The sequence below is a fragment of the Kitasatospora sp. NPDC029367 genome (genome assembly GCF_055569135.1).
Window position 1 is genome coordinate 92,515 of record NZ_JBVHYH010000020.1, and the last position, 21,109, is coordinate 113,623.

The 21,109-nt window shown below is 74.9% G+C and carries 20 protein-coding genes; 3 read left to right on the forward strand and 17 right to left on the reverse strand.

Annotation, left to right across the window (positions count from 1 at the left end; translation table 11 throughout):
* Positions 1 to 110: 110 nt before the first annotated feature.
* From ACZ4W5_RS13935 to ACZ4W5_RS13965, 7 genes are all read right to left on the reverse strand, one after another.
* Positions 111 to 545: an STAS domain-containing protein gene (locus ACZ4W5_RS13935; RefSeq protein WP_465654479.1), complete on the reverse strand. Its 435-nt coding sequence runs from the start codon at positions 543 to 545 to the stop codon at positions 111 to 113.
* A 153-nt stretch (positions 546 to 698) separates the two neighbouring features.
* Positions 699 to 992 (reverse strand): helix-turn-helix transcriptional regulator, encoded by a 294-nt coding sequence (locus tag ACZ4W5_RS13940; protein WP_360233882.1) that lies wholly within the window; start codon positions 990 to 992, stop codon positions 699 to 701.
* A 201-nt stretch (positions 993 to 1,193) separates the two neighbouring features.
* Complete coding sequence (locus ACZ4W5_RS13945; RefSeq protein WP_360233884.1) at positions 1,194 to 1,397, reverse strand: hypothetical protein; 204 nt, start codon at positions 1,395 to 1,397, stop codon at positions 1,194 to 1,196.
* 217 nt (positions 1,398 to 1,614) lie between these two features.
* Positions 1,615 to 2,958, reverse strand: a complete 1,344-nt coding sequence (locus tag ACZ4W5_RS13950; protein WP_465654482.1) for a sensor histidine kinase — start codon at positions 2,956 to 2,958, stop codon at positions 1,615 to 1,617.
* Positions 2,959 to 2,962: 4 nt separating this feature from the next.
* Complete coding sequence (cseB, locus tag ACZ4W5_RS13955; RefSeq protein ID WP_465654484.1) at positions 2,963 to 3,733, reverse strand: two-component system response regulator CseB; 771 nt, start codon at positions 3,731 to 3,733, stop codon at positions 2,963 to 2,965.
* A 148-nt stretch (positions 3,734 to 3,881) separates the two neighbouring features.
* Positions 3,882 to 4,778, reverse strand: coding sequence for an endonuclease/exonuclease/phosphatase family protein (locus ACZ4W5_RS13960; RefSeq protein ID WP_465654517.1), 897 nt, complete (start codon positions 4,776 to 4,778; stop codon positions 3,882 to 3,884).
* 197 nt (positions 4,779 to 4,975) lie between these two features.
* On the reverse strand, positions 4,976 to 5,986 hold the full coding sequence (locus tag ACZ4W5_RS13965) for a D-alanyl-D-alanine carboxypeptidase family protein (protein WP_360233896.1): 1,011 nt from the start codon (positions 5,984 to 5,986) through the stop codon (positions 4,976 to 4,978).
* A gap of 486 nt (positions 5,987 to 6,472) precedes the next feature.
* Here ACZ4W5_RS13965 and ACZ4W5_RS13970 point away from each other — a divergent pair, with 486 nt between their 5' ends.
* Together ACZ4W5_RS13970 and ACZ4W5_RS13975 are read left to right on the forward strand one after the other, a co-directional pair.
* Positions 6,473 to 7,651 (forward strand): chymotrypsin family serine protease, encoded by a 1,179-nt coding sequence (locus ACZ4W5_RS13970; RefSeq protein ID WP_465654486.1) that lies wholly within the window; start codon positions 6,473 to 6,475, stop codon positions 7,649 to 7,651.
* A 311-nt stretch (positions 7,652 to 7,962) separates the two neighbouring features.
* Positions 7,963 to 8,307 carry a hypothetical protein gene (locus ACZ4W5_RS13975; RefSeq protein ID WP_465654488.1) on the forward strand — a complete coding sequence of 115 codons (345 nt, stop codon included), beginning with the start codon at positions 7,963 to 7,965 and terminating at the stop codon, positions 8,305 to 8,307.
* Positions 8,308 to 8,386: 79 nt separating this feature from the next.
* On the opposite strand, the gene ACZ4W5_RS13980 is transcribed toward ACZ4W5_RS13975, so the two are convergent.
* The 10 genes from ACZ4W5_RS13980 to ACZ4W5_RS14025 form a co-directional block, all read right to left on the reverse strand.
* Positions 8,387 to 8,650, reverse strand: a complete 264-nt coding sequence (locus ACZ4W5_RS13980; protein ID WP_465654489.1) for a hypothetical protein — start codon at positions 8,648 to 8,650, stop codon at positions 8,387 to 8,389.
* A gap of 67 nt (positions 8,651 to 8,717) precedes the next feature.
* Positions 8,718 to 9,110, reverse strand: a complete 393-nt coding sequence (locus tag ACZ4W5_RS13985; RefSeq protein WP_360233908.1) for a RidA family protein — start codon at positions 9,108 to 9,110, stop codon at positions 8,718 to 8,720.
* A gap of 186 nt (positions 9,111 to 9,296) precedes the next feature.
* Positions 9,297 to 10,130 (reverse strand): hypothetical protein, encoded by an 834-nt coding sequence (locus tag ACZ4W5_RS13990; RefSeq protein WP_465654491.1) that lies wholly within the window; start codon positions 10,128 to 10,130, stop codon positions 9,297 to 9,299.
* A gap of 108 nt (positions 10,131 to 10,238) precedes the next feature.
* A complete protein-coding gene (locus tag ACZ4W5_RS13995; protein WP_465654493.1) occupies positions 10,239 to 10,997 on the reverse strand; it encodes a methyltransferase domain-containing protein in 759 nt (252 codons plus the stop codon).
* Positions 10,998 to 11,000: 3 nt separating this feature from the next.
* Positions 11,001 to 11,837: an SDR family oxidoreductase gene (locus tag ACZ4W5_RS14000; protein WP_465654495.1), complete on the reverse strand. Its 837-nt coding sequence runs from the start codon at positions 11,835 to 11,837 to the stop codon at positions 11,001 to 11,003.
* On the reverse strand, positions 11,825 to 12,694 hold the full coding sequence (locus ACZ4W5_RS14005; RefSeq protein WP_465654497.1) for a TauD/TfdA family dioxygenase: 870 nt from the start codon (positions 12,692 to 12,694) through the stop codon (positions 11,825 to 11,827). Before ACZ4W5_RS14005 ends, ACZ4W5_RS14000 begins: the two co-directional genes overlap by 13 nt.
* Complete coding sequence (locus ACZ4W5_RS14010) at positions 12,691 to 13,962, reverse strand: aspartate aminotransferase family protein (RefSeq protein WP_465654499.1); 1,272 nt, start codon at positions 13,960 to 13,962, stop codon at positions 12,691 to 12,693. The genes ACZ4W5_RS14005 and ACZ4W5_RS14010 overlap by 4 nt, the downstream gene beginning before the upstream one ends.
* Before the next feature lie 140 nt (positions 13,963 to 14,102).
* The gene (locus ACZ4W5_RS14015; protein ID WP_465654501.1) at positions 14,103 to 18,398 is read right to left on the reverse strand and encodes an AMP-binding protein; all 4,296 of its coding nucleotides are present in this window, start codon (positions 18,396 to 18,398) and stop codon (positions 14,103 to 14,105) included.
* Positions 18,395 to 19,027 carry a DUF6309 family protein gene (locus tag ACZ4W5_RS14020; RefSeq protein ID WP_465654503.1) on the reverse strand — a complete coding sequence of 211 codons (633 nt, stop codon included), beginning with the start codon at positions 19,025 to 19,027 and terminating at the stop codon, positions 18,395 to 18,397. The genes ACZ4W5_RS14015 and ACZ4W5_RS14020 overlap by 4 nt, the downstream gene beginning before the upstream one ends.
* A 20-nt stretch (positions 19,028 to 19,047) precedes the next feature.
* Complete coding sequence (locus tag ACZ4W5_RS14025) at positions 19,048 to 19,845, reverse strand: phytanoyl-CoA dioxygenase family protein (protein ID WP_465654505.1); 798 nt, start codon at positions 19,843 to 19,845, stop codon at positions 19,048 to 19,050.
* A gap of 466 nt (positions 19,846 to 20,311) precedes the next feature.
* On the opposite strand from ACZ4W5_RS14025, the gene ACZ4W5_RS14030 reads away from it, so the two are divergent.
* Complete coding sequence (locus ACZ4W5_RS14030) at positions 20,312 to 20,983, forward strand: TetR/AcrR family transcriptional regulator (RefSeq protein WP_360233934.1); 672 nt, start codon at positions 20,312 to 20,314, stop codon at positions 20,981 to 20,983.
* The last annotated feature ends 126 nt before the right edge of the window (positions 20,984 to 21,109 follow it).

The window sequence follows — 21,109 nt, forward strand, 5'->3', positions numbered from 1 at the left end:
CCCCGACACCCCCCCCCCCCCCCCCCCCCCCCCCCCCCCCCCCCCCCCCCCCCCCCCCCCCCCCGCCCCCCCCCCCCCTCCCCCCCCCCCCCAGGACGCGCCGTCCGCACCTACGGACCGTCGGAGCGGCCTTCCCCGGCTTCTTCGGGGGTGAAGAGGCTGGTTGTCTCGGTTATCTCCAGCAGGCGCTCGACCCGGCTGCTGGCCGCGCTGATCGTGAGGGTGCGGTTACTGCGGTGCGCGCTTCTGCGCAGGCCCACCAGGAGGTTGAGACCGGCGCTGTCACAGAAGGTGACAGCGGACAGGTCCAGTTCGAGCCCTGCGTCGCTGGCGTGCAGCGCGCGTTCAAGGGTTTCGCCGAGGCCGTCGGCGACGTCGAGGTCGATCTCGCCGCACACCGTCGCACGGCTTCGGCTGCCTACGGTGTCCAGCTTGACCACCAGGCCGTCGGCAATCCACCGGTCGGCGGGCAACTGTCCGCCGACCGACGCGGGCGGGGGAGGATTCGGGGTGGCGAAGCGCGCCACGGGCAGCTCACCGCTCATGTCACCTTCTCCTGCCTGGGAGCACGGGATGACACATTCAGCGTCTGCCGAATCCCTTCTCACGTCAACCGATACGTGAACGGAAATTCGTCAATAACACTGCATATGATCACGCTCGGTATCACCGTTGATACCACTGGTGCGGTCGGTCGGTCAGCGCAGCAGGACTGCCAGCAGTTCGGCCAGCGTGGGGCCGCTGTCTGCGGGATGGCGCAGCTGTTTGCCGTCGATGACGCGGTAGACGTTCGAGCGTCCGACGCGGCGGTGGCTGAGATAACCCTCGGCTTCGAGGTCGGCGATGATCCGTTGGACCGCCCGCTCCGTCAGCAGGCAGCGGGCTGCGATGTCCCGCACCCTGATGCCCGGGTCCCGCGCGATCTGCACCAGGACCCGCGCATGGTTGGTCAGGAACGTCCACTGGTGCCCGGGCGCCGGTTGTTCTTCCACCTTCTCAGGATAGGCCGAGGCGATAGGCGAGACACGAAACAAGATTCACGTATTCCTCTGAGGTGGAACGCACGAATACGGGCACGGGCGAATGCGGACGTGGGCGATGTGCGGCCGACCTGCGGAACATGCGGAACATGCGGCCGGCCCGAACAGGACTCGACTTCACCGCCGGCGTGCCCGGCCCGGCGTGCCCGTCCGTCACGGGGCCCGCGTGTCGGCCGCCGGCGCGTGCGGCTCGTCGTCGTCTTCCGGGTCCTCGCCCTTGGCTCGGACGTCCGCCGGCGTGGGCGCCACGATCTCCCGGGTCTCCGCGGACCGCTCCCGTGCCTGCTCGTCTCCCCGGGCCGTGGTGTCCCCGTGGGTGGTGTTCGTGTCGGGGGTGTTTGTGTCGGGGGTGTTCATGACTGCTCCTCTCCCTGGCGCCTCCTCCGGGCGGAGGCGGCACCAGGCGGCTGCCCCGCTTCGCGGGTTCCACACTCGCCGACATCGAGGTCTACTACGGCGAACGGCGTGCTGGCCGTACTCGAATTGGCCCGGGAGCAGTGGGGCGGCGAACGCCAGGAGGACGCCGGCCGCCTCACCGGCCTCACCCTGCGTCGCCGCCTACCGGATGACGCCCTCAGCTGTTGTCCGGGCGTTCTGCAGCGTCCGGGCGGGCGAGGTCGAGGGTGGCGAGGGCTCCGCCGTCCGGGGCGTTGGCGAAGGTCAGCCGGGCGTCGAGGACCGCGGCCTGGCCGGCGGCGATGGTGAGGCCGAGGCCGTGGCCCTGGCCGCGTTCGGCGGCGCCCGTACGGAAGCGCTGCGGCCCGTGGGCGAGGAGGTCGGCCGGGAAGCCAGGGCCGTGGTCGCGCACCGTGATGCAGCTGCCCGCGACGGTGACCTCGACGGGCCAGGCGCCGTGCCGGTGGGCGTTGGCCACCAGGTTGGTGACGATGCGTTCCACCCGGCGCGGGTCGGTGCGGACCACGGCGGGGGCTGACAGCCCGAGCCGGGTGTCGCCTCCCGCCTGCTCGATCGCGTGGGCGACGAGGTCGCCGAGGGGCACCTCGTCGAGCCTGGCCCGCTCGGCCCCGGCGTCGAGCCGGGAGACCTCCAGCAGGTCCTCGACCAGTCCGCGCAGGGTGCGGACCTGGGTGCGGACCAGGTCGGCCGCCTCGTCGTCCTCGGGCAGCAGTCCGGCGGCCGTGACCAGGCCCATCAGCGGGGTGCGCAGTTCGTGGGCGACGTCGGCGGTGAAGCGCTTCTCCGCGGCCAGCCGCCCTTGCAGGGTCTCGGCCATCTCGTCGACGGCCGCCGACATCTCGGTGATCTCGTCGCGGGCGCGGCCCCGGCGGCCGATCCGGGCGTCGAGGTCGCCGTCGGCGATCCGGCGGGCGGTCCGGGAGCCGTGGCGCAGCCGCCGGTTCATCTGCTCGGCCGCGAGCGCGGTGACGGGCACGATCACGGCCAGGGCGACGAGGGCGGCCTTGACCATGTTGCGGTCCAGCAGCTGGAGGTTGCGCACCTCGGCGCTCATGTCGGTGCGGACGGTGAGCACCTGGTTGTCGCCGACGGGCACGGCCGCCCACATCCAGTACCAGTTGGGCGCTTTGACGTCGTACCAGAGGGCGTACTCCCCCGGTGTCCGCAGGTTCGCGACGGCGTGCGCCAGCGGAGCGGGCAGGTTGGCCGGGGGCTGGAGGTCGGCGGGGTCCGGGCGGCGGCCGGTGCGGGCGAACTCCTTCTCGGCGGAGCTCAGTTGGGCGATCGCGCGGTCGCGTCCGGTCCGGTCGCCGCGCTCCGCGGTCGCCCGGTGGACGAGCAGGCCGATCGTCGCGGCGACCGTGCAGCAGGCGAGCGCGACCAGCGCGGCGATCTTCCAGCGCAGGGAGCGCGGGTTGAGGCGCCACGGGTCACGGCGGCGGCACGGGTCGGGGCGGCGGCGCGGGTCGCGGGTTCCCGGGTCGGGGGTTCGCTCGGTCATCCGGTCAGCCCCGGACGAGCTTGTAGCCGAAGCCCCGGACGGTCTCGATGCGGTCGGCGCCGATCTTCTTGCGCAGCCGCACCACGCAGAGGTCGACGACCCGGGTGTCGCCCTCCCAGCCGTAGTCCCAGACGTCGCGCAGCAGGCGGCGGCGGTCCAGGACCGTGCCGGGGTTCTCGGCGAAGGCCAGCAGCAGGCGCAGTTCGGTGGGCGTGAGGGGGACGGCCCGACCGTCCAGCCGGACGTCCAGGCCGCGCAGGTCGATGGTCAGGTCGCCGAAGGCCAGGAGGTCCGGCTCGGTCCGGGTGTCCTGCGGGCGCTCCGGCGCGGGCCCCTGCCCGGGCCCGGGCGCGGGCTCCTGGGTGCGTTCCCCGGCCGGGTCCCGGTGGAAGGTGGCGCGGCGCAGCAGGGAGCGGATGCGGGCGACCAGGACGGGGATGTCCACGGGCTTGACCACGTAGTCGTCGGCGCCGGCCTCCAGCCCGGCCACGACGTCGAGGGCGTCGCCGCGGGCGGACATCATCAGGATCGGGGTGAGGCCCTCCTCTCGGATCCGCCGGCACAGGCCGATGCCGTCGAGGCCGGGCAGCATCACGTCCAGGATCAGCACGTCGTGCGCCCCGGCCCGGAAGGCCTCCAGGCCGTCGAGCCCGTCCCCGGTGACCTCGACCTGGTACCCGTAGCGCTCCAGGGCCAGCTGGACCGAGCGGCGGATGACCGCGTCGTCTTCGACGACCAGCACGCTGACCGGGTCGGGTACGCGGGTTCCGGACAAGAGTTCTCCCGTGTCTTGGCCTGGGGATTCGTGCTCGTTCGAGCTCACTGGTGACCGATCGTAGCCGGACGGGGCGCGGCACCGAGGATCCCCGGAGCGGCAGGTGGGGGCACGCCCGGGCGGTGCCCAGGGGGCGGGCGGCGGCCGGTCACAGCCGCAGGGTCGCGGCGACCGGCAGGTGGTCGCTGCCGGTGTCGGGCAGGGTCCACGCCGAGCGCGGGGTGATGCCCTTCACCAGGATCTGGTCGATCCGGACCACCGGGAACGACGCCGGCCAGGTGAAGCCGAAGCCGGCACCGGCCTCCCGCTGCGCCGACCGCAGCGGCCCGGTGAGCGCGTCCAGCGCCGAGTCGTCGACCGAGCCGTTGAAGTCCCCCAGGACGACGATCCGCGGGAGCCGTTCGGCCCGTACGGCCTCGGCCAGCTTGGCGGCCGCCTCGTTGCGGCGGGCCGTGGTGAAGCCGGTGGCCGGGTGCACCCGGACCGAGGCGAGGTGCGCCGCGTAGACGGCCACCGGCCCCTTCGGGGTCTGCACGGTGGCGCGCAGGGCCCTGGTCCAGGGCATGATCTCCACCGGCTCCACCGCCTGGAGCGGGTACTTGCTCCACAGCCCGACACCGCCCCGCACCTCGGCATAGGGGTAGGCGGCGGCCAGTTCGTGCCGGTAGGTCTCCTGCGCCCGGCTCGCCAGCTCCTCCACCGCCAGGACGTCGGCGCCCGAGGCGGCCAGCGCGCGGGCCGTCCGGCGCGGGTCGGGGTTCTCCTCGTTGACGTTGTGGCTGACCACCGTGAGGTCCCCGCCGCCGGCGCGCTTGTCGACGAGGGCGGGAGCGAAGAGCACGGTCCAGACGAGGGCGGGGACGAGCACGGCGGCCGCCGCCAGGGCGGACCGCCGGACCGCCGCCAGGAGCAGCAGCACCGCGACGCCCAGGCCCGACCAGGGCAGCACCGTCTGCCACAGGCTGCCGAGATTGCCGACGCCATTGGGGAGTTGGGAGTTCAGGGCCATCAGGGCGGCGCAGAGCACGGCGGCCACCACGATCAGCCGCCCACGCGGGCGCCGCGGCCGCGCCGCACGGCGGGCCGGACAGCGGCGGACCGGACGACGGGCCGGACGGCGACGGCCGGGCCCGGGCGCGTCGGCCACCGTCTCCCGGCCCGTCTCCCCGACCACCGCCCCGGCCACCGCCGGAGGCGCCGCCAGCGGCACCACCGGAGCCGCCCCGGCGCTCGCGCCCGCGCTCACGCCCACTCCCGCTGACCGCCGTCGAGCGCCGCCAGGGCGCCCGGCAGCTTCTGCCGCAGGGCGTCGACGAGCCGACCGCTGTTCTCCAGCGCCGCCCGCAGGCCCTCGGTGGGCGTGGTCCCCGCGCGCTGGCCGAGCACCACGCCGTAGACGAGCCGGCGGCCCGAGCCGCCCTTGCCGTCCGGGACCTCCAGGGCCCACATCAGGTTGCCGCCCGCCGGCGTGCTCGACCCGGTCTTCAAGCCGACCACCCCGGGGCGGTCGAGCAGGGTGTTGGTGTTCCGCAGTGGTTCGGCCCGCCCCGGGAGCGTGGTGCTGCGCAGCGCCACCGTGGCCCGCAGCGCCGGCTCCTTCATCGCCTCGCGGGCCAGCTTGAGCTGGTCGGCGGCGGTGGACACGGTCGTGGCCTCGAAGCCGCTGGCCCCGGTGTAGGTCGTGCTGGTCATCCCCAGCCTGGCCGCCTCCGCGTTCATCCGGGCCACGAACGCCTCCTGGCTGCCCGCGTCCCAACGGGCCAGCAGCCGGGCTACGTTGTTGGCGGAGGGGAGCAGCATCACCTCCAGCAGCTTGCGCTGGGTGAGCCGCTGCCCCTCGGTGACGGGAGCCGTGGACTCGCTCGCCGAGGCCGACTCGGCCGCGGCCTGCGCGTCGACCGTGATCGTCGGCCCGTCCTCGCCGTCCCTGAGCGGGTGGTCCCGGAGGACGACGTACGCCGTCATCACCTTGGTGACGCTCGCGATCGGCACCGGCTGTTGCTGCGGCCCCTTGACCCCGAGGACGCCGGCCTTCGCCACGGCGACGGCCGACTGCCCGTCCGTCGGCCACGGGAGGTCGAGGTCGGCGACGGCCTCGGGCGCGGGGAGCACCAGTGCCCCGTCCGCCCTGGCGTCCCCGCCCGCGCCGGGGCCCGCACCCGGGCCGCCGTCGGGCAGGGCGGCCAGCGCGCCCCCGCCGGCCCCCGCGACCAGCACCCCGGCCAGCGCCCACAGCACCCCGCGGCGGGGCACCCGGCCCCGGCCCCGGCCGGACGCGGTACGGCAGTCTCGGCTTGCGGGTTCGGCAACTTTCGCAACGGACTTCGCGACGACGGACACGACGGCTGCCTCCCGGAGCAGAGGGACACGGACCCCGGTGCCACCGACGGCCACCGGGTGTGCCCACAGCCTCCGCGACCAGCGCTTCCGCCCGGTCGGAGCGGGACTTCCACCGGCGCGCAGTCGTGTATCAGCCGTGTACCAGTGGCCGCCGACGCGCCTCGGCCCGTACCGATGCCGTCGGAGACCACGCCCGTGCGAAGGCGGACGAGTTGCCGGAATGGGAGCATGGTCGTAGTGATGACGGCCATCCGGCTGCCTGGATCTCCGGAGACCCGAGGCCCGGCGACCTGGAGATTCTGGTTCCGGTTCCGGGGGATGGACCGTACTGCGCGGGCTTCCGGGCTCTCGGCGCGGGAACTGCTCGCCTTCGGTGCACATCCGTGAGGAGTTCCTCCCATGTCAAGGCCCGTTCAGCCACCGCCCGAGGACTTCGCACGGTCCGGCGAGGGCGTGGAACTCCGACCGCCCGACGGCCTGCCCGAGGTCCCCGGCTTCGACCCCGCCGAGCTCCCGCCGGAGCTGCTGGAGGCGCGGGCCGCGATCGAGGGAGTCCTGAGCGGGCAGGGTGACGAGCGCAGCCGCGTCCGGTCCGCGGACGACGTCACCGAACTGACCGACATCACCGAGCTGACCAACATCCAGGGGATCGGCATCGGCAGGTCCGCACCGTCCGAGCGCGGTCCGGCCGGCGGTGCCGTGGAGCCGGGGCGGCCGACGCTGACGGTCTACCTGACCCGGCCGAGGACGGCCGAGGACGTCAGGGCGGTGCTCGTCGACCGCATGGGCGTCGGAGCCGCCGCGTCCTCCGGGGTGGTCGTGGTCCCGGTCGTGACCGGGCCGATCGAGGCGCAGACCTTCGAGCTGCGGCAGCGGCCGGCGCCAGGCGGCGCGTCCGTTCTCGGCAACCCCAACGCCCTCGGCCTCGGCTTCGGCACGCTGGGCTGCCTGACCACCGGCCGCTCCTCCCCACGCGACCAGCGGACGCTCATCCTCAGCTGCAACCACATCCTCGCGAACAGCAACCTGGGCCGGCTCGGGGACTGCGTCGACCAGCCCGCCACCGGTGACTTCGGAGTCTGCCCCGACGACCTCATAGCCGTCCTGGAGCGCTTCGTCCCGGTGGCCTTCGGCGGGCCCGTCAACATCGTGGACTGCGCGACGGCATGGGCGGACCCAGCCAAGGTCAGCCCCAACGTCCTGGCCCGGGGGCCCGGCGGGACGTTCGAACTGGCGATCAGCTCCACGACCGCGGCCGCGACGGTCGGCCTGGCGGTCGGCAAGAGCGGGCGGACGACGGAGGTGACCGCGGGAACCGTCCAGGAGGTGGGCGCCTCGCACTGGGCCGACTACCCGGGCGGGAACTCCGCCTTCTTCTCCGGCTCCATCGCGATCACCGGAAACCTCGGGCCGTTCGCCGCGCTCGGGGATTCCGGAGCGATCGTCTGGACCGATGACGACAACCGCAACCCGGTCGGCCTGCACTTCGCCGGCGCCTCCGATCAGAGCAGGGCGTTCGCGAACCCGATCGACATCGTGACCCAGGCCCTCGACGTCTTCATCACCGGCACCCGCTGAGCGCACCGCCGTCGGACGCCCACCGGGCGGGCTGCCGCACCGGGGAGGGCGGGTTCCGGTCGAAGGGCGGCCGGCGGGGTCCGGATCGCGGGGGCGGTGGGGTACGGCGCGCCTCGGGTGGTGAGCCCTGCCACGCGGCGCGGGGGACGCGGCAGGGTGCGGCCGCGGTGGCGACTTTTCCCCCGTCATGTGCGGACGTCATGTGCGGAGCTGCGCCGTCCCTCCCTACGATCCCTACGATTCGCCGGAGCACGTCCCGGCCGCGGGTCGCAGCGGCGCTCGGCACGACCGACGACGAGGACGGAACCATCGTGCGCAGGAACACCAGGAGCAGGAGACTCGGAACCGCCGCCTGCCTGCTGGCCGGGCTCGCGGCCATCGGCGTCGTCGCGGCGCCGGCCGCCCAGGCCCGCTCGGCCGCACCGGCCCGGGTCGAGGGCATCAACTGCAGCACCCCGACCATCGCCTTCCTCAACGGCCAGTGGTACTACGGGATTTCCTGCTCCGCCTGGGGCACCACCAAGTGGTGGGTGAACGTCAACTGTTCGGACGGCTCGTTCCGGAGCGACGGCCCGCACACGACCTTTCTGAACGTCCAGGTGTACTGCCCGCCGAACACCACCGTCACCAAAGGCTGGGTCAGCTACACCCCCTGACCCGCCCCGCCTCCGCCCCCCTCCGTGGCCTCCGCCGTCGCCCCCGTCCCACCCGCGCGGGGGGCGACGGCGCCGGGTGTCACTGCGCTGCGGCGGTGAGGAGCAGGTGGGCCAGGTCGGTCGGGCGGGAGAACATCGGCCAGTGGCCGGTGGCCAGTTCGGCCAGCTGCCAGTGCGGGGCGGCGAGCAGCTCGGCCACGTCCTCGTCGGGTTCCTCGCCCGCGAGGAGGCACCTGACGTACGTCGTGGGCAGGGTGGCGAGGGGGCCGGTCAGGGTGGCGGGCTCGGTGACGGTGGCGCCCGGGTGCGGGGTCGCGCCGGCGACCAGTACGAAGTTCACCATGGCCGCACCGTAGTGGAGCGGCCCGAAGGGCGTCGCGCGGAGATCGGTGACCGGCGCCCGGGCCCGGTCAGCCGAGGACGGCGTCGACCTCCACCTCGACCAGCCAGTCCGGGTCGATGAAGCGGGAGACCTCGACGAAGGTGGTGACCGGGCGGATCGCCCCGAAGCGTTCCCCGTGCGCCCGGGCGGCCTCCTCCCAGGCCGTCACGTCGGTGAGCATGATCCTGGTCCGCACCACGTCCGTCAGCGAGGCGCCCGCCTCCGCCAGCGCGGCCTCGGCGATGTCCAGGCACCGGACGGTCTGGGCGTGGACGTCCCCGGGCCCGACCGTCCCGCCGTCCGCACCGATCGGCGCGGTGCCCGCCACCGCGACGTAGGGACCCTTGCGGACCGCCCGGGAGAACCCGATGCGCGGTTCCAACGGCGAACCCGAACTGACCAGCCGACGCGTGTTGTCCATCGCGCCATGCTGGCAGAGCGGCGGGCGGACCGGCCACGCCGTCCCGAGGATCGGACGGGCGCGGTTCGAACGGGCGCGGCCCGGCTCGGTCGAGCGGCGGAGCAGCTGCTCAGCGGAACGGACGCCGGTCCTCCAGGCGGCCGATCAGCCGCGCGGGCCCGACCGGGATGGACAGGCCCCCGGTGATCAGGAGCCGGCCACGGCCGTGAACTCGGCGGTGTGGACGGCGTCCCCGTGCTTGAAGTCGAGGTAGAGCCGGTACGGGCCGGCCGTCGGCGCCACCGCGTGGAAGGTGATCTCCGGGCCGGGCGCGGTGACCCCGTCGCCGGGCTCGCCGTTCGGGTGGACGTGCAGGTAGGCGAGGTCGGCGGCGCGCAGGGCGACCAGGTGGCCGTAGGCGGCCAGGTAGGGCTGGAGGTCGGCGACGGGGGCGCCGTCGCGGGTCACGGTGAAGGTGAGCGGCGCGCCGGCGCCCGCCGTCAACTGCCCGGCCAGGGTGACGGTGTAGCCGTCGACCGTGGCGGTGGCCGAGGCCTCCGGCAGCGGGTGCCCGGCGCTCTCGCCGGGGAGGGTGAGGTCCACGCCGAGGGTGAGCGGGGCGGCGCCGACGGCCTTGAAGTCGGCGTATGCGTGGTAGGCGGCGGGGCCGTCGAAGGGGTTGGCCACCCGCCAGGTGCCGTCCGCGTCCAGCGTGGGGTGGACGTGCCGGTAGCCGGAGAGGTCGCGGCGGACCACGATCAGGTGCAGCAGGGCCTCGTGCTGGGGCTCGTACGCGGTGACGGCCTCGCCGTCCGGCCCGGTGATCCGGAAGGTGAACTCGCCCTCGGGGCCGACGGTCCCCGGTATCAGGGTGTAGCCCTGGTCGGAGGCCGTCAGCCCCTGCGGAGCGCCGTGACCGGCGTGGTGGTCGCCGTGGCCGTGGCTCTCGTGGTGCTCGTGGTGGTCGTGGTGGTCGCCGTGACCGGCGTGGTGCTGGTGCTGCTGGTGCTGCTGGTGGCTGTGATGCTGATGCGTGTTCATACCGTCCACGAACGCGGCCCGTTGCGCCCGCGTTCCCCGCCGGCGTCCGCTCCGAGCGAACTCGTACGGCCCACGACGGCCCAGGCACGGCCCCCTACCGTCGGGGCGTCACCCACAAGCGGGCGGCAAGGCGGCCTCCCGGTGCCGCCACCGCACCGGGTCGACGGCGGTGGTCCGGGGCGCCGCGGCGGGCGGCGGGCGGTACCCGGCGCAGGAGAGCACCAGCATCCCGCCGTCCCCCGGCTGGAACTCGTACGCCACCCGCTCCACCCGGCTGCCGATCCCGGCCCCGGCCAGTTCCCCGCGCAGCCGGTCCAGGCCGTGGTACCGCTCGCCGGTGTCGTACACCATCAGGGGGAACAGCCGGACCTCCCGCCGTGCGACCCGGGCCAGCTCTAGCAGCGCGGCCCGGTGGAACTCCTCGCCCAGCCGGTTGCCGTAGGAGAAGACCAGGTGCGAGCTGAGCACCAGGTCGAAGGAGGCGTCCGGGAAGGGGAGTCCGGGCAGCGCCCCGGCGACGTAGCGCTCCGGGCGGGCGGCGATGTCGGCCCGGAACAGTCGGGAGTTGGCGGTCCACTGCCGGACCAGGTCGTCCGTGTCGGCGTACCAGGACGGGGTGAAGCCCGCCGTCTCCTGGACCAGCAGGTCCCGCTTGAAGCCGGTCTCCCGCTCCACCAGCAGGCCCAACTCCTCCCGGTGCACGGCGTATTCGCGGTCGACGGCGACCGCGTCGATCCCGCGCCGCCCGGCCTCGGCGACGAAGCTCGCCGCCCCGGCCGGGCAGTCCAGGACGCGCTGGTCGAGGTCGCGGTCGGTGAGCGCGAACATCGCGCGGTACTCGGCGAAGGAACGGGCGCTGACCAGCACGGCTCAACCCCTCCCGACGAACGGCATGGTGGCCGGCAGCACCACCAGGGACTGGATGGTGGTGTCCGGCGGCTGCGCGGCCATCAGCAGCAGGGCGTCGGTGAAGCGCTCGACCGGGATGGTCGCCTCCACCGCCGACGTCCCGTCGGCCTGGGCCGCGGCGGGCTGCGGGGCGCCGTCCGGCGGGCTGACGTTGCCGACGTCGATCTGCCCGCAGGTGATGCCGTACGGCCGGCCGTCCAGGGCGAGCACCTTGGTGAGGCCGAGGACGGCGTGCTTGGCGGCCGTGTAGGCATGGGAGTTGGGACGCGGCACGTGCGCGGAGGGCGCGCCGTTGTTGATGATCCGGCCGCCCTGCGGGTGCTGGGTGCTCATCAGCCGGAAGGCCTCCCGGGCGCACAGGAAGCTGCCGGTGACGATGGTGTCCAGGACGCGGTTCCAGTCGTGGAAGGACGTCTCGGTGATGGGCCGGCGCGGGGCGGCGGCGCCCGCGTTGTTGAAGAGCAGGTCGAGCCGGCCGTAGCGGTCGCGGACGGCGTCGAACAGCCGGGCCACCTCCTCGGGGTTGCGGATGTCGGTGGGCACCGCCAGCACCCGTTCCGGGTCGACGACGCCGGTGTCGACAGCTCCGGAGTCCACGGCTCCGGTGTCCACGGCTCCGGAGTCGACGGCGATCGCGGCGGCGAGTGCGGCGGTCTCCTCCAGCGCGTCCTTGCGGCGGCCCGCGACCACCACCGTCCAGCCGGCGTCGACCAGGGCCAGCGCGGAGGCCCGGCCGAGCCCGCTGCCGCCGCCGGTGACCAGGGCGACCTTCCCGTCCGGTCGGTTCACGGCGCCCATGTCTCCCCCTCGTTGAGCCAGATCCGCAGCATCCGCCGGGCGTGCCGGCCGGGTTCGTCGAGGTACGCCGAACGTCCGTGCAGGACACGGCTGTTGCGGATGATCAGCAGGTCTCCGGCGGCCATCGGCAGGCCGAAGGAGATCTCCGGACGGTACAGCACCTCGTCCAGCACGCCGAGCGCCTCCCATTGACGGTCCGTCAATTCCGGCCCGCCGCGGTCGGGTGAGGAGCGCACGGTGCGGGTCTGGTAGTAGCAGCCGATCGTGCCGTCCTTCCTCGGGTACAGGATCGGGGTGACCACCAGCTGCGGGCCGGCCCGGCCGGTCCGGTCGAAGGTCCAGTCCTGGCCGAGCGTGGCCAGGGCGTCCGGCCGCTCCCGGCCGATCAGGTCGTGGACGTGCCGGGCGCTCGCCAGCTTGGTCAACCCTCCGCCGTGGTGGGCGGGTTGGAGGCAGAGCAGGACGAGCAGGTCGCAGGTGTCGCAGTGGAAGCCGAGTTCGGTGTTGCCGTCCCCGTCGTGGTCGCGCAGCACCGAGGTGAGGTCGCCGCGACCGTTCTGCGGGACGATCCGGCCGTAGTCCCGCAGCAGGAAGGACAGCACCTCGGTGATCTCCCGCTCCGGCCGGTCCGGGTCGACCAGGTTGGCGACGTGGGTGAGCCCGACCGAGTCGACGGCCGCCCCGACGAAGGACCGCAGCCGCTCGCGCACCGGCCCGGCCGCGCCCCAGCGCCGGGCCCGGGCGTCGGCCCACAGCAGTTGCCGCTCGCCGTCGCTCAGCGGCAGCGACCAGAGCTGCCGCCGGGCCTCCAACTCCAGGCTGCTCCAGCCGATCTCGGTCACGGTGTGCTCGTTCACAGCGCCTCCTCCTGCCCCGTCCCGGCCGCGACGGCCTTGGACCAGAGCGCCAGTGCCTCGTCGACCTGCGCGGCCGTGACGACCAGCGCGGGGATCATCCGGACCACGTTGAGGTGGATCCCGCAGAGCAGGAGCAGCAGTCCGAGCTCGGCCGCCGCCTGCTGAACCCGCCGGGCCGTCTCCGGGTCCGGCGAGCCGTCCGGGCGGCAGAACTCGCTGGCCGCCATCAGCCCGCGGCCCCGGACGTCGCCGATGCCCGGCACCCCGGCGGCGACCGTCCGCAGGCCGTCCAGCAGCCGCTCGCCCTGCTCGGCCGCGTTCTCCACCAGCCGTTCCTCGCGCAGCACGTCCAGGGTGGCCAGGGCGGCGGCGCAGGCCACCGGGTTCCCGCCGTAGGTGCCGCCCTGGGAGCCCGGCCAGGCGCGGCGCATCAGCTCGGTCGGCGCGGCGACGGCGGACAGCGGGAAGCCGCTGGCCAGGCCCTTGGCGGTGATCAGTACGTCGGGCCGCACCCCCGCCTCGTACTGGTGGGCCCAGAACCGGCCGGTGCGGCCGAAGCCGGTCTGCACCTCGTCCAGCACCAGCAGCAGGCCGTGCCGGTCGGCGCGTTCGCGCAGCCCGGCCAGGAAGCCGGCCGGGGCGGGGACGTAGCCGCCCTCGCCGAGCACCGGTTCTACGAACAGGGCGGCGGTCTCGGCAGGCGCGGAGACGGTGGCCAGCACCTCGTCCAGCCCACGTAGGGCGTGTGCCACCGCCTCCTCCTCGGACAGTCCGAGCCGGAAGGCGGCCGGGAAGGGCGCGACCGCGACCCCGGGCGGCAGCGGGCCGATGCCCGCCCGGAAGCGGGTCCCGGCGGTGGTGAGCGAGGCGGCGCCCATGGTGCGGCCGTGGAAGGAGCCCTCGAAGACGATCACGTTCTGCCGCCCGGTGGCGTGCCGGGTCAGCCGCAGCGCCGTCTCCACCGCCTCCGTCCCCGCGGTGGCGTAGCAGAGCGAGTCCAGGCCGGGCGGCAGCACGTCGCCCAACCGGTCGGTGAGGGTGAGCAGTTGGTCGTGCAGGACGGTGGTGTACTGGCCGTGCAGCAGCCGGCCGGCCTGTTCGCGGACGGCCTCGACTACCCTCGGGTGGCAGTGGCCGGTGCTGGTCACGCCGACGCCGGAGGTGAAGTCGAGGTAGCGGCGGCCGGCGGCGTCGTAGAGGTGGAGGCCTTCGCCGCGGACGGCGACGACGGGGGTGGCCTGCTTGAGCACGGGGGAGAGCTGGGACAACGGAGTCTGCCTTCTCTCGGGGCGGGTCGGAGCGGGCGGGGTCGGAGGGCGGTCGGGTCGGAGCGGGCGGGTCGGAGCGGGCGGGTTTGAGGTCGAGCGGGACGGGACCGAGCGGAACGGGACCGGTCGGGCGGAACGGTTCAGCGGGGTGGCGGCAGGTGGCCCGCCTCGGCGGCCCAGGTCTGCGCGGCCGCCCACCACTGCGCGGTCGCCGCGGCGAAGCGGACGCCCAGCCGGTCCAGCACGGCGGTGGTGTACCCGCAGTCCACCCGGACGTTGCGTTCCTCCTGCTGGGCCCAGGCGGCGGCCAGCCGGGCGGCCGTCGGGTGCCGCCGCTCGGCCCGGGCGATGGCGGCCGCGAAGCCCGCCTCGTCGGTGAGCCGGACGGGGCGGCCGTGCGCGGCGAGCCAGCCCACCAGTTCGTCGTGCGGCGTCGGGTACGGGTTCTCGACGTGGTACGCGCCGGGCGCCGCGTACGGGTCGAGGGCGATCGCGGCGATCCCGGCGGCCACCGTGTCCACGTACGAGAACGCGAAGGCCGTGTCCGGTCGGCTGGGGGCGGCACCGGCCAGCAGGTAGCCGCGCACCAGCTGGTAGACCCGATTGTCGCCGGGGTTGGCCTGGAAGGCGCCGGTCCGGCTGTGCGCGGCGATGTGGCCGCTGCGGTACAGGTAGGCGGGGTGCCCGCCGGCCGCCCAGGCCCGGACGGCCTGCTCGGCCCGGTACTTGCTGCGCTCGTACGGGGTGCGGAAGCGCTGGCCGATCCACAGGTCCGCCTCGCCGAACCGGCGCGGCGGGCCGTCCACGCCGCCGGACACGGTCAGCGTGGAGACGTGGTGGAACCGGGCCTGCGGGGTGTGCTCGCCGACCCAGCCCAGCAGTCGGCGCACCGCCGCGTGGTTGGCCCGCTCCAGCTCCTCGGGCGCCGCGACCAGCCGGACGTCCGCCGCCGCGTGCACCACGATCCGGGCCTGCCGGGCCCGTTCCAGCCCGGCCGGGGACAGGCCCAGACCGTCCCGTTCGAGGTCCCCGGCGACGACGTGGGCGGCCCGCCCGCCGGCCAGCCGCCGGACGGCTCCGGCGTCGTCGGCGGCCCGCACCAGGCAGGTGACCACGGCGCCGCGCCGCCGGAAGGCGTCCAGCAGGTGCCGCCCGAGGTAGCCGGTGGCGCCGGTGAGCAGCACCCGGGCGGGCTCGCGGACGGTCGCCCGGGCGGTGGGCGCCACCCCGGCGTGCAGCAGTTGCCCGGAGGTGGACAGCGGCGAGCGAACGGGCTCGTCCGCGGTGGGCCCGCCGAGCACCGTGGCGAAGTGGTCGAGGACCCGCCGGGCGGCCGGGTGCCCCACCGTCGGCCATCCGTACACCAGGTCGGCGACCAGGCGCCGCTCCACCACCCGGGCGGTGAGCCGCAGCCGGTACAGCGGGTCGCCGCCAGGGCAGCGGGCCGTACCGGCCTGTTCGTCGGCGACGGTCCAGTCCAGCGCGGGTTCCTCGGGCAGCCGGAAGGTGCCGAGGAAGTTGAACCCGAGGTCCGGCCGCGCACCGGGGGCGTCCATCGGCCGGACGGGCGCCTCGCGCAGCCGGCGGGCCGTCTCGGCCGGTCCGGCGCCGCTCGCGGGGGCCAGCTCGACGTGCTTGACGGCGGTGAACCAGCCTACGGTGTCCAGGAATTCACCCGGGTCGCCGACCGCGTCCCGGCCGTGGGTCTCGACCTCCACGGCGAGCCGGGGCCCGCCGCGCCGACCGCCGGCGGCCTCGGCAGGGGCGGCGGCGTCGGGGCGGGCGACGGCCTCGGCACGGGTGGCGACCTCGGCACGGGCAACGGCATCGGCGAAGGCGTCCAGCAGGACGGCCTCCAGCCCGGCGCCACCGCCGTGCCGGGCGACCAGCCGGGCGGTGGCCTCGGCGTCCAACGCCCAGCTGAGCGCGGCCGGTCGGACGGGCGGACCGGCATCGGCGTCGGCCCGCACCGGCGCCGTGGGCAGGGCGGCGGCGGGCGGGGCGACGGCCGGCGAGGCAGCGGCCGCCCACCGGTAGAAGTCGGCCGTCGGCGGCAGCCCGGCCGGCTCGCCGTCCAGCACCGCCCGGTAGGCCCGGGCGAGGTCGTCCAGCAGGATCCGCCAGGACAGCCCGTCGACCACCAGGTGGTGGGCGATCAGCGCCAGCCGCTGGTCGGTTCCGGGCGGGCCGGTGAACAGGTGGGCGCGCAGCAGCCGGCCGGCCAAGGGGTCGAGGCTGCGGTGGAGTTCGGTGCAGACCCCGGCGACGGTGTCGGCGATCGCCCGCGTGGCGCGCGGGATGCGGGAGTGGGAGAGCGGGTCGAGGTCCGCGACGGCGAGCGGTTCGCCGGGACCGTCCGGGCCGACGGGCCGGCGCAGCGCCGGGTGGCCTTCCAGGACGGCCGCGAGTGCCGCCGAGAGCACGGCCGGGTCGACGGCGGCGCGGCAGCGCAGCAGGACGGACTGGTTCCAGTGCCGCAGGTCGTCCACCGACACCTGCCGGTACAACCAGCGCTGGGCGGGCGCGAGTTGGCCGCCACCCGGGTGGCGCGGCGCCGGTGCGGAGGCGCCGACGGGAACGGCCGCCGAGGCCAGCCCGGCCGCCGTCGGGTACCGGTAGAAGTCCTCGTGGCTGACCCTCAGCCCGGAGCGCCGCAGCAGGGCGATGGTGCGCATGGCGAGGATGGAGTCCCCGCCGAGGCCGATCACGTCGGCCCGCGCTCCGATCCGGGGGAGGCCGAGCGCGCCGGCCCAGAACCGGGCGATCTCCCCGGCCAGGCCGTCCCCGGCCGCATCCGCCGAACTCGCCCCGCCTGCCATACCTTCCGAGTCCGCCGAATCCGCCGAATCCACTCCGTCGGCCGAATCGGCCCGGGCCTCGACCAGCCGGTCCACCAGCTCGGCCAGCCGGGCCCGGTCCAGCTTGCCGTTCGGTCCGAACGGGAAGTCGGGCAGCACCAGGACCGGCCGCGGCACGGAGTAGCCGGGCAGCCGGGAGCGCAGCCGGTCGACCAGCCCCGAGAGGTCGACGGAGGGATCCAACAGCCGGACCACGCCGATCAGTTGGTTCCCGGTGGAGGTCTCCCGCAGCAGCGCCGCAGAGCCCGCCACGCCCGGGTAGCCGTCCATCGCCCGCTCGACCTCGGCGAGGTCGACCCGGTACCCCCGGACCTTCACCTGCCGGTCCACCCGGCCGAGGAACACCAGGTCGCCGTCGGCCCGTCGGCGGCACAGGTCGCCGGTCCGGTAGGTCCGGCGGCCGTCCCGCCGGACGAAGCCCCGGGCGGTCTCCTCGGGCCGTCCGAAGTACCCGGCGCTGACGCCCCGCCCGCCGATCAGCAGCTCCCCCACCGCACCGTCGGCCACCGGCCGTCCCGCGCCGTCCACCAGCGTGAGCAGCACCTCGCCGATCCCGCTGCCGATCGGCACGGTCGCCTCCCCGTACGGGAGTTGGCGGGCGGCGGTGGCCAGGAAGCAGGTCGCGCCGACGGTCGTCTCGGTCGGCCCGTAGTGGTTGACCAGCCGCTCGGTGACGCCGTCGTCGAGCAGGGCGGCCGCGAGCGGGCGGGGCAGGGCCTCGCCGCCGAGCAGCAGGGTGCGCAGCGGCGGGGTGCCCGTCGGGCGGCCCTCCAGCAGCGCGGCCAGGTGGGAGGGGGTGGTCTTCAAGGTGTCGACCCCGGCGCGGCGCAGCGTGGCCCAGAACGCCGTGGGGTCGCGGGTCTCCCGGTCGGGCACCACGTGCACCGAGCCGCCGGTGGCCAGGGCGAGCAGCCAGGCGGTGTGGCCGAGGTCGGCGGCGAGGGTGGTGACATGGGCGAGCCGGGGGGCGTCGGCCTCGGTGAGCCCGAGCCGGGCGGCCAGGGCGTGGGCGTAGTGGACGGCGTTGGCGTGGGTGACGGTCACGGCCTTGGGCTCGCCGCCGGATCCGGAGGTGAAGGACAGGTACGCCGGGTCCTCCCCGCCGGGCCGGGCACCCTGCCACCCCGGCTCGTCCGCCGGTCCGTCCTCCGGTCCGGTCGCCGGCACGTCCGCCAGCACGTCCACGACCTCGGCGCCCGGAGCGGCGGCGCCGCCCTCGGTGGCGAGCACCCGCCCCACCCCGACGGCGGCCAGCCGCCGGGCCAGGTCGGCGGCCGTCCAGTCCGGGTCGGTCAGCACGGCGGCCGCGCCGGAGCGCAGCACTCCGTGCAGCAGCACCAGCATCCGGGCGTCCCGGGGGCCGAGCAGGGCGACCCGGTCGCCGTGCCCGGTGCCGCCGGCGGCCAGCCGGGCGGCGATCCGCCCGGCGGCGGCGTCCAGGGTGCGGTGGTCGAGGCTGTGGCGGCCGTCGCTGACGGCGGGCCGGTCGGGGTGGGTGCGGGCGCGCTCGGACAGCAGGGCGGTGAGCGAGCCGGTGTCGGGCGCGGTGGCCCGGAGGTGCTGGGTCGCGGAGGTCACGCCGGCTCGTCCCCCGTCCGCACCGCGCGGGCCGTTCGGGTCGTACGGGTCGGGTCGGCCGCGCGGTGCGCATGGACCGCAGGGTACGGACCGGGCAGGTCCAGACCCGCCGGGTCCCCCGCCAGGTACCCGTCCAGCACGGTGCCCGCGCGCAGCCGCCCGGCCAGTTCCCAGGCCAACATGCGGTGCAGGCCGTCGACGTGGATCAGCCCGTGCCGGACCACCAGGCCCTGGTAGTCGGGGTGGTCGACCGGCGCGGTGGCGAGGTAGAGCGCGGTGAACGGCGCCCGGCGGAGCAGCCGGAGCTTCGCCGCGCAGAGTGGGTTGGCCGCCGCCCAGTCGGCGCCGCCGGAGCGGACGCGTTCGGCCGCGCGGGCGACGGTCAGCCCGGTGCGCGGGACGAGTTCGCGCGCGCCGCCCTCGCTGAGGTGCCAGGGCAGGACGACGCCGAGAACGTCGGCCCGGGTCAGCCGGACCCGCCACCAGCCGCCGGGGATCTCTTCGTCGGCGCGTTCCAGGTTCTCCTCGCCGTACAGGTTGGTGTTGGCCTCGTGGGCGCGTTCCACCGGATGGTCCCGCAGGTAGGCCCGGTGGACCTCGGAGTAGGCGACAGCGCTGACGATCTCCACGACGGTGCTCCTCAGGCGGTTCAGACGGTTCCGGTGTACTCGGTGAAGTGGTGTTCCGCGAACAGGTCGGGCCACTGGCCGTCGGCCAGGTCGAGTTCGCGGGCCCGGGAGAGCATCTGCCGCCAGTGCGGCTTCACCGGGCGCCAGCGTGCTCCGACCTGGCAGTAGGAGGCGTCGATGAAGTACCGGGGCCGGCCCGGCCCGCCGGGCGCCGGCCTGCGGGTGTGGAACAGGGCCGAGTTGAGCAGCACCGTGGTGCCGGGCGGCAGCCGGTCGAGGACCACCTCGCCGGGCAGTTCGCCGGTGCCGTGGTGGGCGTAGGCGCCCTTGCCCGCGGTGCGGCGGTGCGAGCCGGGCAGCACGGCCAGGCTGCCGACCCGCTCGTCCAGGCCGGTGAGGTAGTGCAGCGCGTGGACCATCAGCAGTGACGGGTCGGAGCGGTCGTTGGGCTCGCAGTCGTGGTGCCACGGCTTTCCGGGGAGGTCGGGGGCCTGGCGGTCGCTGTGCAGGTGGTGGAAGACGAAGGACCGGCCGATCAGAGCGGTCAGCGCCCGCAGCAGCGGTGGGTGGGTGAGCAGCTCGCCGTGCGCGGGGAGTTCCAGTTCCAGCAGCGGGGGCGGCCCGTGCCGGCGGGGGTCGGTGCAGGCGGCGATCGAGCGGGCCCGCAGGCCCTCGTCCACCCAGCGGTCCACCTCGGGGGCGAGGCGTTCGCGCAGGGCTTCCGGGAGCAGCCCGGGCAGGACCAGGTACCCGGACTCCAGGAACTGACGACGGCGCTCGACGTCGAGGGCCTCACGCCCGGTGGAGAACACGGTCACCGTACCGACCCCCTCCTTCCGTTCGACGGGACGCACAGCGGGACCGGCCACAGCGGGACTCGGCACAGCGAAACTCGGCACAGCGGTCCGGAGTACGGCGGGCCGGGGCACGGCGGGACGCGGTTCGGGCATGGAGGCACACGGGTCGTCCTGACTTCGGGTGGCGGCGGTGTCGCCCGTCGTCGCCACAGACAGCTGGATGCGCGTTCGGAATCGCGACCGGGCCCATCTACCGGGCCCACGATCGCCACGAAGCGAAAGGAGTCGATCACGCAAAGTGATCCGCCCCAGGAGTATGAACCGGCCTTCGCGTCCACGACAAGACCAAAGCCAACCCGTGGCCACCTTCCCGCCACCGTGCCGTTCAGCTCCGGCCACCAGTCGCTTCGCACCCCAACGGAAACTCCGGCGCTCCCCCGCCCCGATGATTCGCCGTCGGAACAGCGGATGCGGCAGAGTTGGCGGCATGAGCGTTGACGCCCGGAGTCTCCAGCACAGCCCCGGACCGGCCAGGCGGCGGCCGGTCCAGCAGCGCAGCCAGGAGCGGTACGGCCGCATCCTGGACGCCTGCGCCCGGCTGCTGGACGAGGTGGGTGCGACCGCCCTGACCACCAAGGAGGTCGCCCAGCGCGCCCAGGTGCCGATCGGCACCCTGTACCAGTTCTTCGCCGGCAAGGAGGACCTGCTGGCCGCCCTCGCCACCCGCAACCTCGACCACTACCTCCAGCGCCTGGACGACCGGCTGGCCGGCTCCGCACCGGTCGGCCCGGCCGGGTTCACCGACCTCGCGGTGGAGGAGTTCGTCGCGATGAAGCGCGCGGTGCCCGGTTTCGGCCAGGTCGACTTCGGGCTCGCCGGTACGGCGGTGCCCTCCGGGGTGCGGAACGAGAAGCACCTGCTGGACTCCGGCGTCGACAACAACACCGCCGTCGCCCTGCGGCTGCAGGCACTCGGCGGCGAACTGTTCGAGGCCGGCGACCCGGCGGCCACCACGCTCGCCCTGCGGGTCGCCCTGGAGGCGGCCGACGCGGTGCTCAAGCTGGCCTTCCGGGGGGATCCGCAGGGCGATCCGGCGCTGATCACCGAGTGCAAGCGGCTGGTGCGCGGCTACCTCGCGCAACAACTGCCCGCCCACTGACCGCCGTCCCTCGGCCCCGGCGGGTCCCGCCGCCCCCACGGCTCCCATCGCTCCCGTCGGCCCGAGGCGTTGCGGGCCCGCCGCCCGCGCAGCACAGTGGATAGCGGAAACCCCGCACGACCCGAG